The organism is Pseudoalteromonas sp. 31A1 (assembly GCF_011378815.1).
In the GTDB taxonomy this organism is placed as follows: domain Bacteria; phylum Pseudomonadota; class Gammaproteobacteria; order Enterobacterales; family Alteromonadaceae; genus Pseudoalteromonas; species Pseudoalteromonas arctica.
Map to the genome: position 1 here is coordinate 25,914 of NZ_WTKY01000001.1, position 22,926 is coordinate 48,839.

The 22,926-nt window shown below is 40.6% G+C and carries 27 protein-coding genes; 24 read left to right on the forward strand and 3 right to left on the reverse strand.

Features of this window, described 5'->3' with window-relative positions; genetic code table 11:
- Window positions 1-50 precede the first annotated feature (50 nt).
- The gene (locus tag GQR52_RS00130; protein ID WP_165727094.1) at window positions 51-1,118 is read left to right on the forward strand and encodes a potassium channel family protein; all 1,068 of its coding nucleotides are present in this window, start codon (window positions 51-53) and stop codon (window positions 1,116-1,118) included.
- On the forward strand, window positions 1,118-1,315 hold the full coding sequence (locus GQR52_RS00135) for a PLDc N-terminal domain-containing protein (protein WP_007587044.1): 198 nt from the start codon (window positions 1,118-1,120) through the stop codon (window positions 1,313-1,315). The genes GQR52_RS00130 and GQR52_RS00135 overlap by 1 nt, the downstream gene beginning before the upstream one ends.
- Window positions 1,316-1,351: 36 nt before the next feature.
- On the opposite strand, the gene GQR52_RS00140 is transcribed toward GQR52_RS00135, so the two are convergent.
- Window positions 1,352-2,386 carry a hypothetical protein gene (locus tag GQR52_RS00140; RefSeq protein WP_007587047.1) on the reverse strand — a complete coding sequence of 345 codons (1,035 nt, stop codon included), beginning with the start codon at window positions 2,384-2,386 and terminating at the stop codon, window positions 1,352-1,354.
- A 69-nt stretch (window positions 2,387-2,455) separates the two neighbouring features.
- A complete protein-coding gene (locus tag GQR52_RS00145; RefSeq protein ID WP_024592465.1) occupies window positions 2,456-2,914 on the reverse strand; it encodes an EVE domain-containing protein in 459 nt (152 codons plus the stop codon).
- A gap of 77 nt (window positions 2,915-2,991) precedes the next feature.
- Between GQR52_RS00145 and tesB the strand changes: the two genes are divergently transcribed.
- The gene (gene tesB, locus GQR52_RS00150; RefSeq protein WP_165727095.1) at window positions 2,992-3,849 is read left to right on the forward strand and encodes an acyl-CoA thioesterase II; all 858 of its coding nucleotides are present in this window, start codon (window positions 2,992-2,994) and stop codon (window positions 3,847-3,849) included.
- A 21-nt stretch (window positions 3,850-3,870) separates the two neighbouring features.
- On the opposite strand, the gene plsB is transcribed toward tesB, so the two are convergent.
- Window positions 3,871-6,309 carry a glycerol-3-phosphate 1-O-acyltransferase PlsB gene (plsB, locus tag GQR52_RS00155; protein WP_165727096.1) on the reverse strand — a complete coding sequence of 813 codons (2,439 nt, stop codon included), beginning with the start codon at window positions 6,307-6,309 and terminating at the stop codon, window positions 3,871-3,873.
- 418 nt (window positions 6,310-6,727) lie between these two features.
- On the opposite strand from plsB, the gene rpsJ reads away from it, so the two are divergent.
- From rpsJ to GQR52_RS00260, 21 genes are all read left to right on the forward strand, one after another.
- The gene (gene rpsJ, locus GQR52_RS00160; protein ID WP_002957900.1) at window positions 6,728-7,039 is read left to right on the forward strand and encodes a 30S ribosomal protein S10; all 312 of its coding nucleotides are present in this window, start codon (window positions 6,728-6,730) and stop codon (window positions 7,037-7,039) included.
- 27 nt (window positions 7,040-7,066) lie between these two features.
- Window positions 7,067-7,702, forward strand: coding sequence for a 50S ribosomal protein L3 (rplC, locus tag GQR52_RS00165; protein ID WP_002957898.1), 636 nt, complete (start codon window positions 7,067-7,069; stop codon window positions 7,700-7,702).
- 17 nt (window positions 7,703-7,719) lie between these two features.
- On the forward strand, window positions 7,720-8,325 hold the full coding sequence (gene rplD, locus GQR52_RS00170; protein ID WP_002957897.1) for a 50S ribosomal protein L4: 606 nt from the start codon (window positions 7,720-7,722) through the stop codon (window positions 8,323-8,325).
- Window positions 8,322-8,624 (forward strand): 50S ribosomal protein L23, encoded by a 303-nt coding sequence (gene rplW, locus GQR52_RS00175; protein WP_002957896.1) that lies wholly within the window; start codon window positions 8,322-8,324, stop codon window positions 8,622-8,624. Before rplD ends, rplW begins: the two co-directional genes overlap by 4 nt.
- A 15-nt stretch (window positions 8,625-8,639) precedes the next feature.
- Window positions 8,640-9,464, forward strand: coding sequence for a 50S ribosomal protein L2 (gene rplB / locus GQR52_RS00180; RefSeq protein WP_002957895.1), 825 nt, complete (start codon window positions 8,640-8,642; stop codon window positions 9,462-9,464).
- A 15-nt stretch (window positions 9,465-9,479) separates the two neighbouring features.
- Window positions 9,480-9,758, forward strand: a complete 279-nt coding sequence (rpsS, locus tag GQR52_RS00185; RefSeq protein WP_004588689.1) for a 30S ribosomal protein S19 — start codon at window positions 9,480-9,482, stop codon at window positions 9,756-9,758.
- Window positions 9,759-9,771: 13 nt separating this feature from the next.
- Window positions 9,772-10,104, forward strand: coding sequence for a 50S ribosomal protein L22 (gene rplV / locus GQR52_RS00190; protein WP_002957892.1), 333 nt, complete (start codon window positions 9,772-9,774; stop codon window positions 10,102-10,104).
- 11 nt (window positions 10,105-10,115) lie between these two features.
- On the forward strand, window positions 10,116-10,817 hold the full coding sequence (gene rpsC / locus GQR52_RS00195; protein ID WP_002957891.1) for a 30S ribosomal protein S3: 702 nt from the start codon (window positions 10,116-10,118) through the stop codon (window positions 10,815-10,817).
- Between the two features lie 12 nt (window positions 10,818-10,829).
- Window positions 10,830-11,243, forward strand: a complete 414-nt coding sequence (rplP, locus tag GQR52_RS00200) for a 50S ribosomal protein L16 (RefSeq protein WP_002957890.1) — start codon at window positions 10,830-10,832, stop codon at window positions 11,241-11,243.
- A complete protein-coding gene (gene rpmC, locus GQR52_RS00205; protein WP_002957889.1) occupies window positions 11,243-11,434 on the forward strand; it encodes a 50S ribosomal protein L29 in 192 nt (63 codons plus the stop codon). The genes rplP and rpmC overlap by 1 nt, the downstream gene beginning before the upstream one ends.
- Window positions 11,434-11,691: a 30S ribosomal protein S17 gene (rpsQ, locus tag GQR52_RS00210; protein ID WP_002957888.1), complete on the forward strand. Its 258-nt coding sequence runs from the start codon at window positions 11,434-11,436 to the stop codon at window positions 11,689-11,691. The genes rpmC and rpsQ overlap by 1 nt, the downstream gene beginning before the upstream one ends.
- Window positions 11,692-12,177: 486 nt before the next feature.
- Window positions 12,178-12,645 (forward strand): tRNA (adenosine(37)-N6)-threonylcarbamoyltransferase complex ATPase subunit type 1 TsaE, encoded by a 468-nt coding sequence (gene tsaE / locus GQR52_RS00215; RefSeq protein WP_165727097.1) that lies wholly within the window; start codon window positions 12,178-12,180, stop codon window positions 12,643-12,645.
- Between the two features lie 27 nt (window positions 12,646-12,672).
- A complete protein-coding gene (locus tag GQR52_RS00220; RefSeq protein WP_165727098.1) occupies window positions 12,673-14,016 on the forward strand; it encodes an N-acetylmuramoyl-L-alanine amidase in 1,344 nt (447 codons plus the stop codon).
- A 32-nt stretch (window positions 14,017-14,048) separates the two neighbouring features.
- The gene (gene mutL, locus GQR52_RS00225; RefSeq protein WP_165727099.1) at window positions 14,049-15,896 is read left to right on the forward strand and encodes a DNA mismatch repair endonuclease MutL; all 1,848 of its coding nucleotides are present in this window, start codon (window positions 14,049-14,051) and stop codon (window positions 15,894-15,896) included.
- 10 nt (window positions 15,897-15,906) lie between these two features.
- On the forward strand, window positions 15,907-16,824 hold the full coding sequence (gene miaA / locus GQR52_RS00230) for a tRNA (adenosine(37)-N6)-dimethylallyltransferase MiaA (RefSeq protein WP_165727100.1): 918 nt from the start codon (window positions 15,907-15,909) through the stop codon (window positions 16,822-16,824).
- Window positions 16,825-16,902: 78 nt separating this feature from the next.
- Window positions 16,903-17,166 (forward strand): RNA chaperone Hfq, encoded by a 264-nt coding sequence (gene hfq / locus GQR52_RS00235; RefSeq protein ID WP_024597268.1) that lies wholly within the window; start codon window positions 16,903-16,905, stop codon window positions 17,164-17,166.
- 15 nt (window positions 17,167-17,181) lie between these two features.
- A complete protein-coding gene (gene hflX / locus GQR52_RS00240; protein WP_007586404.1) occupies window positions 17,182-18,471 on the forward strand; it encodes a ribosome rescue GTPase HflX in 1,290 nt (429 codons plus the stop codon).
- Between the two features lie 100 nt (window positions 18,472-18,571).
- On the forward strand, window positions 18,572-19,741 hold the full coding sequence (hflK, locus tag GQR52_RS00245) for an FtsH protease activity modulator HflK (RefSeq protein ID WP_010554352.1): 1,170 nt from the start codon (window positions 18,572-18,574) through the stop codon (window positions 19,739-19,741).
- Window positions 19,742-19,746: 5 nt separating this feature from the next.
- Window positions 19,747-20,625: a protease modulator HflC gene (hflC, locus tag GQR52_RS00250; RefSeq protein ID WP_010554353.1), complete on the forward strand. Its 879-nt coding sequence runs from the start codon at window positions 19,747-19,749 to the stop codon at window positions 20,623-20,625.
- A 214-nt stretch (window positions 20,626-20,839) separates the two neighbouring features.
- Window positions 20,840-22,153, forward strand: a complete 1,314-nt coding sequence (locus GQR52_RS00255; RefSeq protein WP_010554354.1) for an adenylosuccinate synthase — start codon at window positions 20,840-20,842, stop codon at window positions 22,151-22,153.
- Window positions 22,154-22,264: 111 nt separating this feature from the next.
- Window positions 22,265-22,903 carry an SEL1-like repeat protein gene (locus GQR52_RS00260; RefSeq protein ID WP_165727101.1) on the forward strand — a complete coding sequence of 213 codons (639 nt, stop codon included), beginning with the start codon at window positions 22,265-22,267 and terminating at the stop codon, window positions 22,901-22,903.
- The last annotated feature ends 23 nt before the right edge of the window (window positions 22,904-22,926 follow it).

The following is a 22,926-nucleotide window of genomic DNA, read 5'->3' on the forward strand; positions in this document are numbered from 1 at the left end:
TTACAGTAACGTACTGTTTATAGATAATTTACTAACGAAGACTTTGTATTATGCCGGTGATATTTAAAAGGCTAGCGTTACTTGTTCGCGCTCATATAGATCAGTTGAGTTGGCAAGCAGTGGCATTAGCTATTTTGACTCATATGCTATTAACATGGAGCTTACTATTTATAGCGAATGAGAAAGCGTTAACCTCGCTTACTACCTTTTTTTACTATTACACAGTAACAACATCAACAGTGGGATATGGTGACTTTAGTCCAACTACTGATCTTGGTCGTTGGGTGGTAGCATTAATACAAATTCCATTTGGTTTAGCTTTATTTGGTGTTTTGCTAGGAAAAGCAGGACAAACTGTTACTTACTTAATTAGGCGCGCTATGACTGGTGATAAAAACTTTGCCCACAGTAACCACCATATTATTATTTTTGGTTGGCACGACACTCGTACAAAAAAGATGATTGATTACATTTTGGCAGATACGAAACGAACCGATCGTCGTATTTTACTTGCGGTAACCGAGCAAATGGATCATCCTTTTTTAGCTAACGAAAGCGTCGATTTTGCACGTTTAACCAGTTTTACAAACTTAGGAGAGTTAGAGCGTGTTGCTATTCGCCGTGCCGATAAAGTGATTATTGATGGGCAAGATGATGACCAAACATTTACCACAGCACTGCGCATAAGTCGCTTAGTAAAAGATGATTGTCATATAAGTGCTCACTTTTTAGATGAAACTAAAGTTGAGATGATGTTAGAGCATTGCCAAAATGTAGAATGTAGTAGTGCAAAATCAGCTGAGATATTAGTACGCTCAATGCAAGATCCAGGTTCGAGCCGTGTGCAAGAGGAGCTGCTATCTACTTTGCACGGCGATACACAATTTAGCTTGAAAGTACCAAGTGGCTGCAAAGATATGGAGTTTGGTACTTTGTTTCATCATTTTAAGCTTGAGCATGATGCAATACTGTTAGGTGTTGCCCATAATTTAAGTGCGCAAAATATGGATTTAAACCCACCATTAGATTACAAAGTAAGTGAAGGCGATATTTTGCACTATATATCGGTAGATCGAGTATTAAGTAGTGAAGTAGACTGGTCGAGCCTAGAAAAATAATGAATGAAGTTGTATTTTTAATTGTTGTTTTAAGTGCTTACATATTACCTGTCGTTATTGTACTCAACAGTAAGCGTACACAGGGTCATGAAAAGAATGGCTGGCTAATGGGAATCATTATATTTTCTTGGTTAGGTTTAATGATGTACTTTACCATTGTGCCCAAGCATAGGCACAAAAAGAAAAAGGCTAAATAGAGTAGTTAGCCTTTATAGCCGTTTTAGTTGGAATAATTACTCTTCCAACTGTTTGAGTTTATGCTCAATTAGAGGGTCGTCAGGTAGAAGTTGCTGGGCGACTTCTAATAGCTGAATAGCATCATTAGGGTGCTCATCTTGGTGCTTAAGTGCCACATCTATTAATGGCTGAATATCAATTTTTGCTTGATGCTCTTGTACATACACTTCTTTTTCATCAGCTAAAATTTTATGCGCTGTACTCAATAATGCTAAACGATGGGGGGAGTCTGCATTAGCCGTATTGAGACTTTGATAATAATCTTCTTTTAAGCGTAAGGTTTTGGTTTGCAGGCGAAACTGTGCAATATCGATTTGCTGATGTTGAATGAAATCAACGGCTACTTGCTTATAAAACCCAAACTTATTCAAATATGTAGCGTGTGTGCCATGTCCCATACCAAATACTCGCAAGTGAGTTAACTGCTTATAGCGCTTGGCGTGCATTCGGTCTATACGATTAGTAGGATCGTAAATAATATAGCCTTGGGCATCTCCTAAATCTAGATCGTGATAATCTTGTTGCCAGTCAAACTGCTGAGCTATATCGGTACTAGAGCGGTCATCCCAGGGTACTAATTCTTTATTTTTAGTACTTACCGGGTGAAAGAACAGTACTTGGTTTAGCTTTAATAGTTTAGCAAAAGCGCCAACAGCAAATCCGCCACGGCTTAAGCCATAGCCTAATCGACAATTAAACGGCGTAAGTAATGTTGATAATTGCTCGAGAAAAAAGATTAAATTACGATTACGAAACCAATTACTTTTACCTAAATGCTGAAAAGCGATTACGTTTACGTTTTGTTTTTGAGCCAAGTGATAACCCCATGGTGCAAAATCAGGGTGAAGATCTTGCTCTTGCACGTTAGTGCCTGCGGGTGAAAAGGTAAAAAGCAGGGGCTTATTAACGTCAACAAAATCATACTTAACAAATACATCGCCGAGTAAATCACTACCCGTCATGGGTAATCGAGTTTGTTGCTCATTGCGCGGGAGAGTTAACCATTCATCTAACCAATACAGTAATTTCATTAATCCTCCAGCTATAAGTCAGCATAGATCATATCAAACTCAATGAAATTAGGTCAAACCGAGAGGGTGTTACTGCGCCATTTTGATTATTTCATCCCAGTCATTTTTAGTAACAGGCATTATTGATAGTCGTCCGCCTTTTTTAAGTGCGATTTCAGTAATGTTATTATTGGCTTTAATATCTTTAAGGCTAATTAATTTTTTTAAATGGCTTTGATAAGTAACTTCAACAACAACCCAGCGTGGTTTGTCGCTGGTGGCTTTTGCATCGTAATAGTCGCTACTTAAATCAAATTGAGTGGGGTCTGGGTAGGCTTCTTTTGTAACCTCGGCAATACCCGCTACACCTACGTGTTTACAGCTTGAATGGTAAATCATCACTGAATCACCGACCTTAACGCCATCACGCATGAAGTTTCGCGCTTGGTAATTACGCACGCCTTCCCAAAGAGTCGTTTGTTTTGGTGCGTTTTTTAAATCATCTAATGAAAACGCATCGGGTTCAGTTTTAAATAGCCAGTAAGCCATAACAGTATTCCTAACAAATATTTACTTCCCACTATTGTATAGTATCATTTGGATACTAGGGTAATGAGGAAGAAGTAATGAGCCAAGTATTAGATGATTTATTGTCGTTGTTAACACTTGAAGAAATTGAGAAAGGTTTATACCGAGGGCAAAGCCAAGACTTAGGCTTTGGTGCTGTATTTGGCGGTCAAGTTATGGGGCAGGCACTTTCTGCAGCTAAAGAAACTCTACCCGAAGGGCGTATAGTTCACTCATTGCATTCTTACTTTTTACGCCCAGGCGATCCTGCTAAACCGATTGTTTATGATGTCGAAACTATTCGTGATGGGAAGAGCTTTAGTACTCGCCGAGTAAAAGCGATTCAGTACGGTAAGCCAATTTTTTATATGACAGCGTCGTTTCAGGGTGAGGAAAATGGCTTATCGCATCAAGCAACAATGCCTGATGTCCCCGCACCTGAAGACCTGCGTTCATCGCTTGAGTTTTATCAAGAAAATGCTGCGCATATTCCAGAGGTGATCCGTAATAAGTTTACGCGTGAAATGCCGATTGAAATGCGACCAGTTACTTTTCATAATCCATTTAAACCAGAAGCTATGGAGCCGGTAAAGCATATTTGGTTTAAAGCTAATGGTGAAATGCCAGACGATCAACGCATTCATAATTATTTACTTGCTTATGCGTCTGACTTTGAGTTTTTGCCAACTGCATTACAGCCACATGGTGTATCGTTTATGCAGCCAAATATGCAAGTAGCGACTATTGATCATGCAATGTGGTTTCATCGCCCATTTAGAATGGATGATTGGATTTTGTATTCAATTGATAGTCCAAGTGCGAGTAATGGGTGTGGTTTGGTACGCGGGCAGTTTTTTGATCGCCAAGGCAACTTGGTTGCCTCAACAATGCAAGAAGGGGTTATGCGTCAGCGCTAACCCCCTTTTATAGATATAGTGCTAGTTACACTGATCTTGTACTATATCGCTGATTGACTGCCAGACGCGTGCTGGCAGTAATGTTTTAAGGTGTGCATAGGTTTCACAAAGTTGTGTACTACCTACTAAGCCCTTATCACCTTCTGTTATTAATGATTCACCACGCAAGTTTTCAATAAAACTAACAAGTACTTTTTTGTCAAAAAATTCGGGTGTTTTAATACCATGCAGTGTGCCTAAACGTTGTGCTAACACTTGGCTTTCTCGCTCTAACTCAGCTTTTTCAATGCCATCACTTGTTTGAATAAAACCAATCACAATAGCGTATCGTTGCAGAGTAAAGCTAAGTGCTCGCCCAAGCATTTCTAGCTTAGCTAAGCAGTCATTACCGTTTGTTATATGAATATTGTCACCATCAAACTCAATTAAGTTTTGATCTGCAAAGTTCGCTAAAATACGTGTTATGTAGTTTTCATCAAGAGGCTGCAAGTACCACTCTTTGGCAAACAACGGATAAAACGTTTTTACAAGTTGCTGGCATTGCTCAATGGTCGTGCTGTGTTGCTTAAATAAGTGCAACGCAATTAAGCTTGGCACTGCAAACAAGTGCAAAATATTGTTTCGGTAGTAATTAAACAATACTTTTTCTTTATCGCTAATCGTAATGATTTCGCCAAACTCATCACTTATTACCTCAAACTTATTAAGCTTTAATGCATGCGTTAGTAATTGCTCTGGCGTTTCGTCTGGGGCTGTTACTTTATCGCTGTAACTAGCGTCGCGTTGTAAACGCAGGTAAAAATCAAGTTGTGCTAATAGCTTTGGTTTGCTCAATGCTTGTTTATCGTTAACCAGCAATATCATTGCTAGTAAGTTAACCGCATTAAGCGCCGCCGCATTATTAATTTTAACCATCACTTGGTCGGCAAGCTTAGTTACTTGTGGCGCTAACCATTGCGGCTTTTGCACGTCGGTTGGGTGTATTGAATCACGCCAATCTGGTTGGTTATCGTTTAAGTATTGGTTAATCGAGATTGGATCACCAAAGTTTAAATTACCACGGCCATAGTTTTTAAGGTTTTTGATTGCCTTAAAAATTCCAAAAATTGATTCGCCTTTTTTATCTTTACCATCTAGTTCTTTAAGATAAGTATTAATTTCCATTACATGCTCATAGCCAATATACACAGGAACAATAGATATAGGTCTGTCTATTCCGCGTAGCATGGCTTGTAAGGTCATTGAGAGCATGCCGGTTTTAGGCGGTAGCAAACGCCCAGTACGGCTTCGTCCACCTTCCGTATAAAATTTAACAGAGTAGCCTTTAATAAATAGCTGGCTTAAATACTCTTTAAATATGGCTGAGTAAAGCTTATTACCGGCAAACGAGCGACGAATAAAAAATGCACCTGAGCGTCTAAATATACCGCCAGCAGGGAAAAAATTAAGATTTACACCCGCAGCAATATGCGGTGGCACTAAACCTAAATGATAAATAGAGTAGGTAAGTAGTAAGTAGTCCATGTGGCTACGATGACAAGGCATATAAATAATTTCATGACCTTTATCGGTTAGCTCATGAATTTGTTCAGCATGTTTAATGTCTATACCGTTATAAAGCTTATTCCATAACCAGGTTAAAAACCTTTCAGCTACACGTATCATCGCCTCAGAGTAATTTGCCGCTATTTCATCAAGTAGCTTAAGTGCATTTTGGCGCGCTTCGGTTTGGCTGATGTTTTTAGCTTTAGCTTCATCTTGAATTGCTTTTTTTATTGTAGGTGACGCTAATAATGAATTAAATAATTGCTCGCGAGAGGGCATTTTAGGGCCCGTAGCTGCAAGTTTTTGACGTTTAAAGTGTACACGTGCAACACGTAATAACTTGTGTGGTAATTCACTTACGTCTGCTTTCTCATTCACTAACAGCGATAAGTCGAGAGGCTGACTAAAGCGAATAAAGTTATCGCGACCTGAAAACAACACGACAAAAATCTTTCTAAACCAGCTAGGAGTTAGGGAATGCGTGATTAAAGTGCGTAATCCTGGCTTTTCTTTACCTGGGTCGCGTCCCCATAAAATAGTAACCGGAACAACTTGTACGTTTTGCTGCCCGCTTTGTATGAGGTACTCAATAATTTGCTTACCTTGAGCTAAAGCATTGGTTAGCTTAGCTTCATCACCAAAGAGTGGCGGCGGGTTTTTAATGCCAATAAAACGGTCTAAATTTTGGTTGCCTAATACTTGCTCTTCGGTTGGACTAGGTAGACCATTTTTTTTACAAGCATGTGCAAGGGCGGCTAAATCAAATCGCGAATTTAGGCGCACTATATAAAATGTAGGATACTCAGGGTTTAGATCATACTGTTTAATAGGATTTTCTGGCAGCACTTTGCTTTTCACAAATAAGCGGCTAAATCCAGCAGACATAACATTTAAACAATAATTAAAAATACGCATCGACTCACCATATTGAGAGTATTAAGGGCAAAATTAGCGCAATAGGATACCATAATATCTAAAAATCACTTAGTTTGCGTAATTAAGGTGTTAACTTGTTTATTGACTAGCAAGTAGAGCTATTAGTTCAAGTATAGCGAATAAGCATTTATGGGCGCTTATTTAATCAAATTTACAGCCATTGTATTGTTTCTAAATAGTTGTTGCATTTATCACCAATACCTCTATAATACGCAGGCTTTCAAAATTCCTCTGGGAATTAGAAAGGATAAATTAAGCTTGGATTTCAAGCTAATAAACAGGAGTTCCGATTTGGAACTCAACGTAGATATAATCAAACAGCCGGCATCTTAATTTTTAAGATTGTTTCGGTCGTTTTTTTATGCTCTTTTATATGCTCTTTATATTGAGGTTAAGAATGTCAAATCAACGCATTCGTATTCGCCTAAAAGCTTTTGACCACCGTTTGATTGACCAATCAACGGCAGAAATCGTGGAAACTGCGAAACGCACTGGCGCACAAGTACGTGGACCAATTCCACTACCTACACGCTTTGAACGTTTTACTGTACTAACTTCACCGCACGTTAATAAAGATGCGCGTGATCAGTACGAGATCCGCACCCATAAACGTCTGATTGACATCGTAGAACCAACTGACAAGACTGTAGACGCGCTTATGCGTTTAGATCTTGCTGCTGGTGTTGATGTTCAAATCAGCCTGGGTTAATCGAAAGATTAGAGAGGTTTTAGGAAAATGGCATTAGGTCTAGTCGGTCGTAAAGTGGGTATGACACGAATCTTCACTGAAGATGGTGTATCTATCCCTGTGACAGTTATTGAAGCGACACCTAACCGCATTGCTCAGATCAAATCTGACGCAACAGACGGTTATAACGCGCTTCAAGTAACCGCAGGCACTAAAAAAGCAAGTCGTGTAAACAAAGCTAAAGCGGGTCATTTCGCTAAAGCTGGTGTTGAAGCGGGTCGCGGTCTGTGGGAATTCCGCCTTAACGGTGGTGAAGGCGATTTTGAAGTAGGCGCTGAGCTTACTGTTGAATTATTCAACGAAATCAACAAGGTTGACGTAACCGGTACTTCTAAAGGTAAAGGTTTCCAAGGTGGTGTTAAGCGCTGGAATTTCAGCATGCAAGACGCTACACATGGTAACTCTCTATCTCACCGTGCTCCTGGTTCAATCGGTCAAAACCAATCACCTGGTAAGGTGTTTAAAGGTAAGAAAATGGCCGGTCATATGGGTGCTGAGCGTGTAACGACTCAAAACTTAGAACTAGTTCGCGTTGACGCTGAGCGTAATTTGCTTTTAGTTAAGGGTGCAGTACCTGGAGCTATTGGCGGTGACGTTATCGTTAAACCAGCTGTTAAAGCATAAGTCCTGGAGATTTAGTGATGGAATTAGCAATTAAAGACGCTTCTGGCGGTCTTGAAGTTTCTGAAGCTACTTTTGGACGTGAGTTTAACGAAGCATTAGTACATCAAGTAGTTGTTGCATACGCAGCAGGCGCTCGTCAAGGTACTCGTGCTCAGAAGACACGTTCTGAAGTAAGCGGTGGTGGTAAAAAACCATGGGCTCAAAAAGGTACTGGCCGTGCACGTGCCGGTACAATCCGTAGCCCAATTTGGCGTTCAGGTGGCGTTAGCTTTGCAGCTAAACCACAAGACCACAGCCAAAAAGTAAACCGTAAAATGTACCGTGGTGCGATTAAAAGCATCTTATCTGAATTAGTTCGTCAAGAGCGTTTAATCGTTGTTGAAAGTTTTGCTCTAGCAGCACCAAAAACTAAAGAACTAGTTGCTAAGCTTAAAGAACTTGAGCTTAAAGATGTTCTTATCGTGACTGAAGAAGTAGATGAAAATCTTTTCTTATCGGCACGTAACCTTTATAAGGTTGACACACGTGATGTAGCTGGTATCGATCCTGTAAGCTTAATTGCTTTCGATAAGGTACTTATTACAGCCGCTGCTGTTAAGCAACTTGAGGAGGCGCTAGCATGATTCGCGAAGAACGTCTTTTAAAAGTGATCCTTGCTCCACATATCTCTGAAAAAAGCACAATTGCTGCTGAAGAAAACAATACTATTGTTTTTAAAGTAGTAAATGACGCAACTAAAGCTGAAATTAAAGTAGCAGTTGAGAAGCTTTTTGAAGTAGAAGTAACTGGTGTTCGCACACTTAACGTTAAGGGTAAAACAAAACGTACTGGCGCACGTTTCGGTCGTCGTAGCGACTGGAAGAAAGCTTACGTTACTCTTAAAGAAGGCAGCGAGCTAGACTTTGTCGGCGGCGCCGAGTAATAAGGGGATAGAATTATGGCACTTCAAAAGTGTAAGCCTACTTCTGCGGGCCGTCGTCACCTAGTTAAAGTGGTTAACTCTGATCTACATAAGGGTAAGCCATACGCACCACTTTTAGAGAAAAACTCTAAATCAGGTGGTCGTAATAACAATGGTCGTATTACGGTTCGTCATATCGGTGGTGGTCATAAACAACACTACCGTTTAATCGATTTTAAACGTACTAAAGATGGCATTCCAGCTACTGTTGAACGTTTAGAATACGATCCAAATCGTAGCGCAAACATCGCTCTTGTATTATATGCAGACGGTGAGCGTCGTTACATTATCGCACCTAAAGGCTTAAAAGCTGGCGATGCAATCCAGTCTGGTGTTGATGCACCAATCAAACCTGGTAATGCATTACCAATGCGTAATATGCCTGTAGGTTCGACTGTTCACAACGTAGAATTAAAACCAGGTAAAGGTGCTCAAATAGCACGTTCTGCTGGTGCATACGTTCAAATCCTTGCTCGTGATGGTCAATATGTAACATTACGTCTTCGTTCAGGCGAAGTTCGTAAAGTTGAATCTGATTGTCGTGCGACTCTAGGTGAAGTAGGCAATGCTGAGCATATGCTTCGTTCACTTGGTAAAGCAGGTGCAAATCGCTGGCGTGGTATTCGTCCGACAGTTCGTGGTGTTGCCATGAACCCGGTAGATCACCCACACGGTGGTGGTGAAGGTCGTACATCTGGTGGTCGTCATCCTGTGTCTCCATGGGGTAAACCGACTAAAGGTGCGAAGACGCGTAAGAACAAGCGTACGGATAAATTTATAGTACGTCGTCGTACTAAGTAATATTGAGGAATAGCCATGCCACGCTCTCTCAAGAAGGGTCCTTTTATAGACCTACACTTGCTGAAGAAGGTAGAGAAAGCTTTGGAAAGCGGTGAGAAAAAGCCAATTAAAACTTGGAGCCGTCGTTCAATGATCATACCTAACATGATCGGATTGACCATTGCTGTCCATAATGGTCGCCAGCACGTACCAGTTTTCGTTTCTGACGAAATGATCGGTCACAAACTAGGTGAATTTGCACCAACTCGCACTTACCGTGGCCATGCTGCGGATAAGAAAGCGAAGAAACGATAAGAGGGGAAGATAAATGCAAGCATTAGCTAAACATAAATTCGCCTCTGGTTCGGCGCAAAAAGCACGTCTAGTTGCAGATCAGATCCGCGGGTTACCTGTAGATCGCGCACTAGAAATCCTGGCGTACAGCCCTAAGAAAGCCGCTGTATTAGTTAAGAAAGTACTTGAGTCTGCTATTGCTAACGCAGAGCATAACGAAGGTGCTGACATTGATGAGCTTCGTATAACAACGATCTTTGTGGACGATGGTCCTACAATGAAACGTATTATGCCTCGTGCTAAAGGACGCGCAGACCGCATCCTTAAGCGTACAAGCCATATCACTGTTATGGTTTCAGATAGCTAGGAGTATAAGTAATGGGACAAAAAGTTCATCCTACTGGTATTCGCCTAGGTATATCTAAACCTTGGGTTTCTACCTGGTACGCGAGTTCAAAAGATTTCTCTGCACAGCTTTTTGGCGATCACAAAGTTCGTACATTCCTTACAAAGGAATTGAAAACGGCTTCTGTGTCTAAAATCGTTATTGAGCGTCCAGCAAAATCAATCCGAGTAACAATCCACACGGCTCGTCCGGGTGTTGTTATCGGTAAAAAAGGCGAAGACGTAGAAAAATTACGTCAAGCGGTAACTAAAATCGCTGGTGTACCTGCTCAGATTAATATCTCTGAAGTACGTAAACCAGAACTAGATGCACAACTAGTAGCAGACGGCATTGCCTCTCAACTAGAACGTCGTGTTATGTTCCGTCGCGCTATGAAGCGTTCGGTACAAAATGCAATGCGCATCGGTTCTAAAGGGATTAAAGTTGAAGTTAGCGGTCGTCTTGGCGGCGCTGAAATCGCACGTTCAGAATGGTATCGTGAAGGTCGTGTACCTCTACATACTCTTCGTGCTGATATCGATTACGCAACTTCTGAAGCCTTAACCACTTATGGTATCATTGGTGTTAAAGTTTGGATCTTCAAAGGCGAAGTTATTGGTGGTTTACCACTAGTACAAGAGCAAGAGAAGCCAGCTAAACGCGCACCAAAGAAAGCCAAGAAAAGTGCTAAGTAGAGGTAGCGACTAATGTTACAGCCAAAACGTACAAAATTCCGTAAAATGCACAAAGGCCGCAACCGCGGTTTAGCGCAAAACGGTAACAAAGTAAGCTTCGGTACTTTCGGATTGAAAGCAACTGGCCGTGGCCGTATGACTGCTCGTCAAATCGAAGCAGCTCGTCGTGCTATGACGCGTCACGTGAAACGTCAAGGTAAAATCTGGATTCGTGTCTTCCCTGACAAACCGATTACAGAAAAACCTCTTGAAGTTCGTATGGGTAAAGGTAAAGGTTCTGTTGAATATTGGGTTGCTGAAATTCAGCCTGGTAAAGTACTTTACGAAATGGAAGGTGTTTCAGAAGAGCTTGCTCGTGAAGCATTCGACCTTGCTGCTCGTAAATTGCCATTCAAAACAACTTTCGTAACTCGGACGGTAATGTGATGAAAGCTAGCGAACTAAAAGACAAAAGCGTAGAAGAGCTTAATGCTGAACTTCTAGGACTACTTCGTGAGCAATTTAATATGCGCATGCAAGCTAGCACTGGTCAGTTAGCTCAGACACACACGCTAAGAACAGTACGCCGCGATATCGCGCGTGTAAAAACAGTTATTAACCAGAAGGCAGGTCAATAATGAGCGATAAAATTCGTACTCTTCAAGGCCGTGTAATCAGCGACAAGATGGAAAAATCTTTCACTATCGCTATCGCACGTTATGTGAAGCACCCAATCTATGGGAAATTCATTAAACGTACGACTAAGTTACACGTACATGACGAAAATAACACAGCAAAAGCGGGTGACGTAGTTACTATCCGTGAATGCGCACCAATTTCTAAGAATAAATCTTGGACTTTAGTAGACGTTATTTCTAGTCCAAAACAAGCTTAATTTTTTAATTAAGTTAGTTTTGTAAAAAAGCCCCGGCATTAGCTGGGGCTTTTTGTTTTTAAAGCACCTGCAAACAGTAAACTAGGATGAGCGGGTCACCTGGATTAGTCTTCTATCTGAAAATACAAAGTTATCTTGGGGAGTAGTGAGAGTTTCATTTACCAGTTACTTTTTTGCTAGCAGAACCATCTGCTGAATCAGAAGAAGTTAGATAATAAACTTACATATCTCAGTTAATTTAATGCCAATATGGGGTCATCTAATTCGTGGTGTTACTTTTCTTTTACAGTCTTTTAGTCTGAGAACTCACTTACCTTATTTTATTACAATAATACAGTTTCAAAGTATCGAAAATAGACATCCATACACAACTTTCATTATCAGCTTATCTGTTTTTTTATGTCTAAAACCTCAATTTATCGCCTTAAATTAATATTCTGGTATGATTAGCAAATATGCGCTTTTGAATGAATTTTTGAGGTAGTAATGACGCGTAGTTTTGAATTTCATTTGACTGATGAAGTAGCCACGGTCGCAATGGGTTATTGCGTTGCTGATATTATAGAGCAAGGTGCGGTTATTTATTTACATGGTGATTTAGGCGCTGGTAAAACAACGTTTACTCGAGGTGTAGTGCAAGGCTTTGGACATACAGGCAAAGTTAAAAGCCCAACGTATACACTTGTTGAACCTTATGAACTCGAGCGCGCAAATGTTTATCATTTTGATTTATACCGCTTAGGTGACCCTGAAGAACTAGAATACATGGGAATACGCGATTATTTTTCACCAGATGCAATTTGCGTTGTTGAGTGGCCAGAAAAAGGTGGTGAATTTATTCCTGTGCCTGATTTAGATATTACTCTAAGCTATATGGGTAACGAACGTAAAATTGTTATTAATAGCGCCAGTGAGCGTGGTGTAGCAATTGTCGAAAAACTAAATAACAAATAATAATATAGTTAAGGCAGTAATTATCAAATGAGCCGAGGTGTAGTTAAACTCTTTATTTACCTTATGGTTATTACCATAAGCTTGCCGCTGTGGGCCAAAAATACAATTAATAGTGTACGCGTATGGCCGTCCCCTGATAGTACGCGTGTGGTATTTGATTTAAATGATAAGCCTGACTTTAGCTATTTCATGCTTAAAAACCCAAGCCGCTTAGTAATTGATTTAGAAAACACTAGTGAATTAAAAATACTACCAGGTGTACCACCAAAACATCAAATAGTGAGCAAGCTACGCTACTCAAAACCTAAAAATAAGCACAGTGTTCGGTTAGTGTTTGAATTAAACGCACCAGTAAAGCCAGTTGTATTTGCTTTAGCGCCTACAGGCCCTTATAAAAACAGGCTCGTTGTTGATTTATACAATAAAAGCCAAGCTGCCACAGTTGTTTCTCCTGCTCAAACAGCAGCTAAAAACCGCCAGTTAAGCCAAGAGCGCGATATTGTGATTGCAATTGATGCGGGTCATGGCGGCGAAGATCCAGGTTCAATTGGTCCATCTGGCACGTACGAAAAAACAGTAACACTGCAAATTGCAAAACGTTTAGAGCGCATGATTGATGGCGAACGTGGGATGATTTCGCGCATGGTACGAAGCGGTGACTACTTTGTAAAACTTAATACGCGTACCAATCGTGCTCGTGAAAAAAAGGCCGACTTTTTTGTCTCTATTCATGCTGATGCATTTACGAGCCCGGGACCAAATGGTGCCTCTGTTTGGGTGTTGTCGTTAAGGCGTGCTAATTCAGAGATAGGTAAATGGATAGAAGATAAAGAAAAGCACTCTGAGCTTTTAGGTGGCGCTGCGGATGTAATGAAAGATGCCGCTAACGAAAAATACTTAGCGCAAGCATTACTTGATATGTCGATGGATCACTCTATGAAAACCGGCTTAAACGTAGCTGACGAAGTGGTTAAAGAGCTACGTAAAGTTGCTAAGCTGCATAAAAAAGATCCCCAACATGCGAGTCTTGCTGTACTTAAATCACCAGATATCCCATCAATTTTAGTAGAAACAGGGTTTATATCTAACCCACGAGAAGAAAAGCTGCTTAAAAGTGCTAACCATCAAGAGCGTTTGGCTAAAGCTATATTTACTTCAATTAAAAATTATTATTTAAAAAATCCACCCGATGATTCTTTATTTGCCAAATTAAAATCGCAATATCCAACAAAGCATAAAGTCCGCCCGGGTGAGTCTTTAAGTATGTTGGCGAGTCGCTATGGCATTACGGTCACTAAATTAAAACAAGTTAATAAGCTTAGCTCTAATACTTTATTTATTGGGCAAGAGCTCGATATACCGCAAAGCTAAATCATCACTAAAATATATCTGTTAGGAAATTAATGAATATTGAAATATTACCCGCGCGTTTAGCTAACCAAATTGCCGCAGGCGAAGTGGTAGAGCGTCCTGCGTCGGTAGTAAAAGAGTTGGTCGAAAACAGTTTAGATGCTGGCGCTACACGTATTCAAATAGATATAGAGCGTGGTGGTCATAAGCTTATTCGTATTCGCGACAACGGCTCAGGGATAAGTAAAGATGAGCTAACGCTTGCACTTTCTCGCCATGCTACCAGTAAATTAAAGTCGCTTGATGATCTCGAAAATATTTGTTCACTTGGTTTTAGAGGCGAAGCGCTTGCGTCAATTAGCTCTGTATCGCGTTTAACGCTGAGCTCAAAACCAAAAGATCAAGAAGCTGCTTGGCAAGCATTTGCAGAAGGTCGCGATATGGCCGTGCAAGTAAAGCCAGTAGCGCACCCTGATGGCACAACCATTGAAGTAAAAGATTTATTTTTTAACACCCCAGCTCGTCGCAAATTTTTGCGTACCGAAAAAACTGAATTTAGCCATATTGATGAGTTGATAAAGCGTATTGCGCTTAGTCGCTTTGATGTCTCTATTACACTAACTCACAACGAAAAAGTAGTAAGGCAGTATCGTGCGAAGACAGATCGCTCTCAGGCTATTACACGTGTAGCGCAAGTTGCAGGTAAGGCTTTTGCTGAGCAAGGTTTGCATATTCAATCAGGAGAGGGTGGCTTACAGCTGCATGGTTGGGTGCTACCTGTAGGTTCAGCTAATACGACTCAGTATACTTATGTTAATAATCGTATGATGCGCGATAAACTTATTCTGCATGCTATACGCCAGGCATTTGAAGAAGTAAGCGGAACACAAGAATTACCCGGTTTTGTCATTTATATTGATATAGACCCTCGCCAGGTTGATGTAAATGTTCATCCAGCTAAGCATGAAGTCCGTTTTCATCAAGGGCGCTTAATTCATGACTTTATATTACAGGCTATTAAGCAAGTGGTAGTGCCGCTGCAAGGTGAGTTTACGAATGAACCGCTTAGCTCTGAGGTGGAATCTGCGCCTGTGTTTATGGGGTCAGCGCATAGTAGTTCTAATGATACAAAAGCGGATGGAGTATTTGATTACCCTAAATCGCAATTACAGCCCTCTTATTCCGGAAGTGCTGGTAGCTCATCATCAGGCACTAGAACGGGCGGAGGTAATGGGGGATATCGGGCTACACCAAATACGAGTCACCATGATGTAAATGCTTTCTATCAAGGTGTCAGTGAGCAACACGCTGCGCATTTTGACAATGTAACAAACTTACCAACAGCACAAAACGAGGTAGAGCCAGCTAGGAATGTTTTACAGGCTGTTTCTATTATTAGTGTTAGTGAAGGCATGTGTGTATTTAGTGAAGAGCAGCAATTGTATTGCTCACATTTCAAATATGCATTGGTAGATGATTGGCATAATCAAATTAAAGAGTCCGGAAGTTTAGAAGGGAAAGCTCTTTTGCTGCCCGTAAGAGTAAACTTATCAAAAGAAGATTGCTTGCTTATAGAAGCCCAACAATCGTGGTTTACCTTACTTGGTTTTGAACTGGTAATAGAAAAACAGTTTGTAATGGTTAAAAAATTACCAGCGTGTTTATATTTACTTGATGTAAGTGCAGCGGTAGGTGAGCTACTTAATGCATGTAAAGCACAGCATGAAAATATAGAAAATTGGCTAGAGTGGCAAATGAGCTGCGTGCCGACCCGGTTTTATTTAAGCAATGTGTTTTTAGCGAAACAAATGCGCTTACAAAATAATCCGCAAACTATTGAACGCTTGCGCGCAAAAGCAGTTAAAATAGAGCTAAATCACTATTTAACGCAATTAGATTAAGGTATCAGTGTTGAGTAATTTACCAGTCATATTTTTAATGGGTCCAACTGCTGCGGGTAAAACAGCATTGGCAATCTCACTGTGCGAGCATTTAAATACAGAAATAATCAGCGTTGATTCAGCGTTAGTGTATAAAGATATGAACATTGGTACTGCAAAACCCGATGTCGAAGAACTTGCTAAAGCTCCGCACCATCTGATTGATTTGCTTGACCCGAGTGAAACATATTCAGTGGCTGATTTTAGGCGAGATGCAGTACAAAAAATTGACGAATTTCATAGACAAGGTAAAGTGCCTGTATTGGTTGGAGGTACAATGTTGTACTTCAAATCTTTAATTGATGGTTTATCGCCTTTGCCTGAAGCAGATACAGCGATAAGAGCAGAACTAGAAGCGCAAGCTAAAGAATTTGGCTGGCCTCATTTATATAAAGAATTAGCTAAAGTTGACCCTAAAGCAGCCGAAAAAATAAGTGAAAATGATTCACAAAGAATTAATCGAGCTTTAGAGGTTTACAAGTTAACTGGTAAGACCATGACTGAGTTGCAAAAGCAAAAACAGCCAGCTTTACCTTATACTTTTCATCAATTTGCGATTGCACCGCAAGAACGTAGCGAATTACACCGCCGAATTGAAGAAAGGTTTAAAATAATGATTGATCAGGGGTTTGAAAATGAAGTTTCGACCCTATATCTACGTAAGGATTTACACCCCAATATGCCTTCTATTCGTTGTGTTGGTTATAGACAAATGTGGGATTACCTTGCGGGTGAAACAAACCATGATGAAATGGTTTTTCGTGGCATCGCAGCAACACGTCAATTGGCAAAACGTCAGTTAACGTGGCTTCGTAGCTGGCCTGATGTTACTTGGTTAACAACGGGTGACGAAGAAAACTTGCATCGTGTAGTAAGTTCGCTAAGCTAGTAGTAGTTGAATATTGTTTTTTATCAAATAAGTTCAGCCACTTAATTATAATAACACCTAGAACGAAGGAACAATAACATGGCAAAAGGCCAATCGTTACAAGACCCATTTTTGAATGCACTACGACGTGAGCGCATTCCAGTATCAATCTTTTTGGTAAATGGCATAAAATTACAAGGCAAAATTCAGTCATTTGACCAATTTGTTATTTTACTAGAGAACACAGTAAATCAAATGGTTTATAAGCATGCAATTTCAACAGTTGTCCCTGCTCGCGCAGTTAACTTCCAAGCAGTTCAAGGGAGTGAAGACACTGAAGAGGCAGAAGCTGGAAACTTTTAATTAGGAGCATAATGTTTGTTTGACCGCTATGAATCCGGCGAACAGGCAATTTTAGTTCATATCGACTTGCCTAAAGAAGGGGATCGTGAAGATCTTCATGAATTAGAAATGTTGGTATCTTCTGCTGGTGTTAGTAGTTTGGCGGTTGTGCAAGGCAGCCGTCAAGCACCACATCCGAAACTATTCGTCGGTACCGGTAAAGCAGAAGAAATAGCTGAGATTGTTAAAATCCACAATGCAGATGTCGTAATTTTCAATCATCAACTCAGGCCGTCACAAGAGCGTAATTTAGAGCGTGTCTGTCAGTGTCGTGTGCTTGATAGAACGACACTAATTCTTGATATTTTTGCCCAACGTGCACGTACCCATGAGGGTAAGCTGCAGGTTGAATTGGCACAACTTCGCCATATGTCGACTCGATTAATTCGAGGCTGGACCCATCTTGAACGCCAAAAAGGCGGGATTGGTTTACGTGGACCTGGTGAAACCCAACTTGAAACAGATAGACGATTACTTCGTGCTCGTATTCAAAATATCCGTGCGCGTTTAGCTAAAGTAGCTGTGCAACGTGAACAAGGTAGGCGAGCTCGTACTCGTAACGAAATACCTACGGTATCGTTAGTTGGCTATACCAATGCGGGTAAATCTACATTATTTAATCGAATTACGAATTCAGATGTATACGCGGCCGATCAGTTGTTTGCAACGCTTGACCCGACTCTACGTAAGCTTGAATTAGGTGATGTTGGTCCTGTTATCTTAGCTGATACAGTGGGCTTTATTCGTCATTTACCGCACGACTTAGTTGCTGCTTTTAAAGCAACGCTAACTGAAACTCGTGAAGCTGATTTACAGTTACATGTAATTGACGCAGCAGACTCTCGTCTTCAAGAAAATATTGAACAAGTACAATCGGTGCTTAAAGAAATTGAAGCCGATGAAGTACCACAGCTATTAATTTATAATAAAATTGATGCGCTGGATAACGTAAGCCCACGTATTGATCGAGATGACGAAGGCCAACCTATAAGAGTATGGCTTAGCGCTCAGACTGGTGAAGGGTGTGAATTACTTAGTGAGGCTATTAGTGAACTGCTTGCTAAGAAGATGTTTAACGAAACATTATTTCTTACGCCATTGTATGGTCGCCTAAGGGCTGCATTGTTTAGTTTAAATGCAGTACATGAAGAGCGATTTGATGAGCAAGGTAATTGGCTGTTAGATGTTAGAATGCCAATGGTTGAGTGGAATCGTTTAATTAAAGAATTTGGTCCTGAAATTGCTGGTTTTATCAACCGTAATTAAAAATTGACGTTTTAATGTCGGTTTTTGTATGAGAAACGCGGTAGATTTGTTAGATTTAACACAATTTCCTAATTTATTTAGATAACAATGGAGTATAGCTATGGCCTGGAATGAACCGGGTAATAATGGCAATGACAAAGATCCGTGGAATAATAAAGGCGGACGTGATCAAGGCCCACCTGATTTAGACGAGGTGTTCCGCAAGTTTAGTAACAAGTTCGGTGGCTTATTTGGCGGGAAAAAATCCGGCAATGGTAGCGGCGGTGGACTTGGCGGAGCCGGTATTTCATTTATACTTATTATCGCCGTTATTGTATGGGCGTTAAGTGGTATTTATACGGTTAAAGAAGCCGAGCGTGGTGTGGTTCTTCAATTTGGTAAATATGACCGAATTGCTGATCCTGGTCTGCGTTGGAAAATGACGTTTATTGAAACGGTAATCCCAGTAGATATTGAAGCAGTTCGTTCATTATCGGCTTCTGGTTTTATGCTTACTGAAGACGAAAACGTAGTGAGCGTTGAGTTTCAGGTGCAATACCGTGTTATTGACCCATACCTTTATGAATTTAGCGTAACTAACGCTGATAGTAGCTTAGAAGAAGCACTAGATAGTGCACTACGTTACGTTGTGGGCCATGCAAAAATGGACCAAGTATTAACTAATGGCCGTGAGGTTGTTCGTCAAAATACATGGGATGAGCTTAATAAGATTATCGAACCATATAACTTAGGTTTAATTGTTACTGACGTGAACTTTAAAGACTCTCGTCCGCCAACTGAAGTTAAAGATGCATTTGATGATGCGATTGCTGCACAAGAAGATGAAGAACGTTTCATTCGTGAAGCAGAAGCATATGCTCGTGAAATTGAACCGCGTGCTCGTGGTCAAGTAACGCGTATGACTCAAGAAGCGGAAGGTTACCAAGAGCGTATTACATTAGAAGCACAAGGTGAAGTAGCTCGTTTTGAAAAGCTACTACCTGAATATCAAGCAGCTAAAGAAGTTACTCGTGAGCGCTTATACATTGATGCAATGGAAGAAGTGTTAGGGAGTAGTTCTAAAATATTGGTTGATGTTAAAGGCGGTAATAACATGCTTTATTTACCACTTGATAAGATCATGGATAAGCAAGGGACAGCAACACGTGTTGCACTTCCAAGCTCTAGTGATATTCAAGATTTACGCAATAAAGTAAATACGTCGCGCAATAGCTCTGTTAATAGTGGCAATGACCGCTTTAACAACGACCGCTTCAATGATGGGAGATAATCATAATGAAAAACTTTAGTTTAGTAATACTATTAGCTGCCATTGTTATGTCTTTCTCATCGGTATTTGTTGTACCTGAAGGGCAAAAAGCAATTGTAATGTTATTTAGTAAAGTACAAAAAGACAGTGACGATCAAGCGATTGTATATGGCCCAGGCCTACAATTTAAGGTGCCATTTTTTAGCCAAGTACGTCGTATTGATGCACGTATTCAAACGCTAGATGGTGCGCCGGATCGCTTTGTTACTAGTGAGAAAAAAGACTTAATTGTTGATTCGTTTGTAAAATGGCGTGTTAATGACTTTAGCGCTTTTTACTTACGTGCCCGTGGCGATAAGCAATATGCTGAAACGCTACTTAAACAAAAAGTAAATAATGGTCTTCGTACAAACTTTGGTACACGTACAATTCGTGAAATTGTATCAGGTGAGCGTAGCGAGTTGATGGAAGAAGCGTTAGTACAAGCTTCTGAAAGTGCACGTGAGCTAGGTATTGAAGTACTAGACGTACGTGTTAAGCAAATCAACCTACCACAAGAAGTGAGTAGCTCTATTTACCAACGTATGCGCGCTGAGCGTACTGCTGTTGCAAAAGAGCATCGTTCTGAAGGTCAGGAAAAAGCCGAGACTATTCGTGCGGGTGTTGACCGTCGTGTAACAGTAATGCTTGCCGATGCAGAGCGTAATGCGCGTTCTGTACGTGGTCAAGGCGATGCTGATGCCGCAGGCATCTATGCAAGCGCGTATAACAAAGACCCTGAGTTCTTTAGTTTTGTGCGTTCGCTTGAGGCTTACAAAAAGACTTTTAAAAATAAGCAAGACGTTATGGTGCTTTCACCAGATAGCGACTTCTTCCAATATATGAAAGGCGCTAAAGCTCAATAGGCTTTACGTTAATTATTTAAAAGTTAAAAAGCCTCGCATTTGCGGGGCTTTTTGTTAAACACAGTCTAGTGCTTTAAATCACTGTTATTTATGTGGTTATTAGCTAATATTTGGATATAACAAATGCGCGCAGAAAAAATAAGCTGAACAGGGGTGATCTTTACTTTAGTTTTCTGGTAAAATCTCGTCCTAATTTTCTCTAAGTGAATTTACGATGGGTAAAAACGTTGTTGTATTAGGCACCCAATGGGGTGACGAAGGAAAGGGTAAGGTAGTTGATCTCCTTACAGACAAAGCATCTTTAGTAGTTCGTTATCAAGGTGGCCACAATGCGGGTCATACTTTAGTTATCGAAGGTGAAAAGACGGTTCTACACCTTATTCCATCGGGTGTATTACGTGACAATGTTAAATGTGTGATTGGTAATGGTGTAGTTTTATCACCAGAAGCGCTAATGAGAGAAATTGGCATGCTTGAAGAACGCGGCGTACCAGTACGTGAGCGTCTTTTAATAAGTGAAGCATGTCCGCTAATCTTGCCTTTCCATGTTGCATTAGATGTAGCCCGCGAAACTGCTCGTGGCGATAAGCCAATTGGTACAACTGGCCGTGGTATCGGTCCTGCGTACGAAGATAAAGTGGCTCGCCGTGGTTTACGCGTAGGCGATTTATTTAATCCTGAATTATTTGCAGCTAAATTAAAAGAAGTTCTTGAATACCATAACTTCACTTTAGTTAACTACTACAAAGTAGACGCTGTAGATTTCCAAAAAACGTTTGATGATGCAATGGCTGTTGCTGATATCTTAAAAGCAATGGTTGTAGATGTAACTGAGCTTTTAGATCAAACGCGTTTAGCAGGCGAAAACATTTTATTTGAAGGTGCACAAGGTACGTTACTTGATATCGATCACGGTACTTACCCTTATGTAACATCTTCAAATACTACAGCTGGTGGCGTTGCTACTGGTGCAGGTTTTGGTCCATTAAACCTTGATTACGTTTTAGGTATTATTAAAGCGTACACTACACGTGTTGGTTCAGGTCCTTTCCCTACAGAGCTTTACGACGGTCTTGAGAAACAAGATCCAGTTGGTAAGCACTTAGGTGATAAAGGTCATGAGTTTGGCGCTACAACAGGTCGACTTCGTCGTACTGGTTGGTTAGATGCAGTGGCTATGCGCCGTGCGGTTCAAATCAACAGTATTTCAGGTTTTTGTTTAACTAAGCTTGATGTTTTAGACGGCTTAGAAACGCTTAAAATCTGTATTGGTTACAAGCTTGAAGATGGCACAGTTACTAACGTAACACCATTAGCAGCTGAAGGTTACGATAAAGTAACGCCAGTATACGAAGAAATGCCAGGTTGGTCAGAAAACACTGTTGGTGTAACGAGTCTTGACGGTTTACCAAAAGCTGCGATTGACTACATCAAGCGTATTGAAGAAATTACGGGTGTTCCAATTGATATTATTTCTACAGGTCCAGACCGCGTAGAAACTATGGTACTTCGCAACCCGTTTGCGTAATTACCATTAGATTAAAAAAAGCTGCCTAGTGCAGCTTTTTTTGTATCTAAAATTCACCTTGGAACGATCTTTGTATATATTTTAATAAGTTTATTTTTATAAGTGGTGAGCATGCGTTTATTTTACCGTAATTGCGTATTAAGGCTTTCATTAATTCCGCTATCTTTATTTATAGCAACCAACAGCTTAGCTACAGAAAGCCCTGCTGCTGTACCGCTGTATACAGAATCTGAGCTAATTGCGTTAATAAATAAAAATACGCATTTAGCGCGGGTGAAGGCAGATGATTGCCAGTTAGTGCAAGATATAGAAGCACGAGCCAATAAAATGGCATTGCCGTCTTATCAATTTTTATACGGCGATATGCTGGCTTATAACGTGTGCGTGGATCGTAATGTAGAGTTAGGTGTGTATTACATGCGAAAAGCGGCTGAACAAGGCTTAGCGGCAGCGCTAGAGCAGTTAGGGCGTTACTACGACACCGGGCGTTTAGTTCAGCAAGATAAAGCAATGGCAATTACGTATTTGCGTGAAGCGTCGTCGCAAGGCAATTTAAAAGCACAACTACGTTTGGTTAAATTATTTAATGATGGCTATGGCAGCCCGCGTGATTTTGAAGATGCATACCGTTGGCTATTTAATTCTATGGTCGCAGATAAAGCGACTCATAAAAAAATTGAGCGAGTGCTGACTAAGTTAGCGCAAAAAATGCCAGATAGTGTGGTTGCGCGAGCTCGCCTTCCTATTTAATGGCTCTTAAAAAACAAAACCCT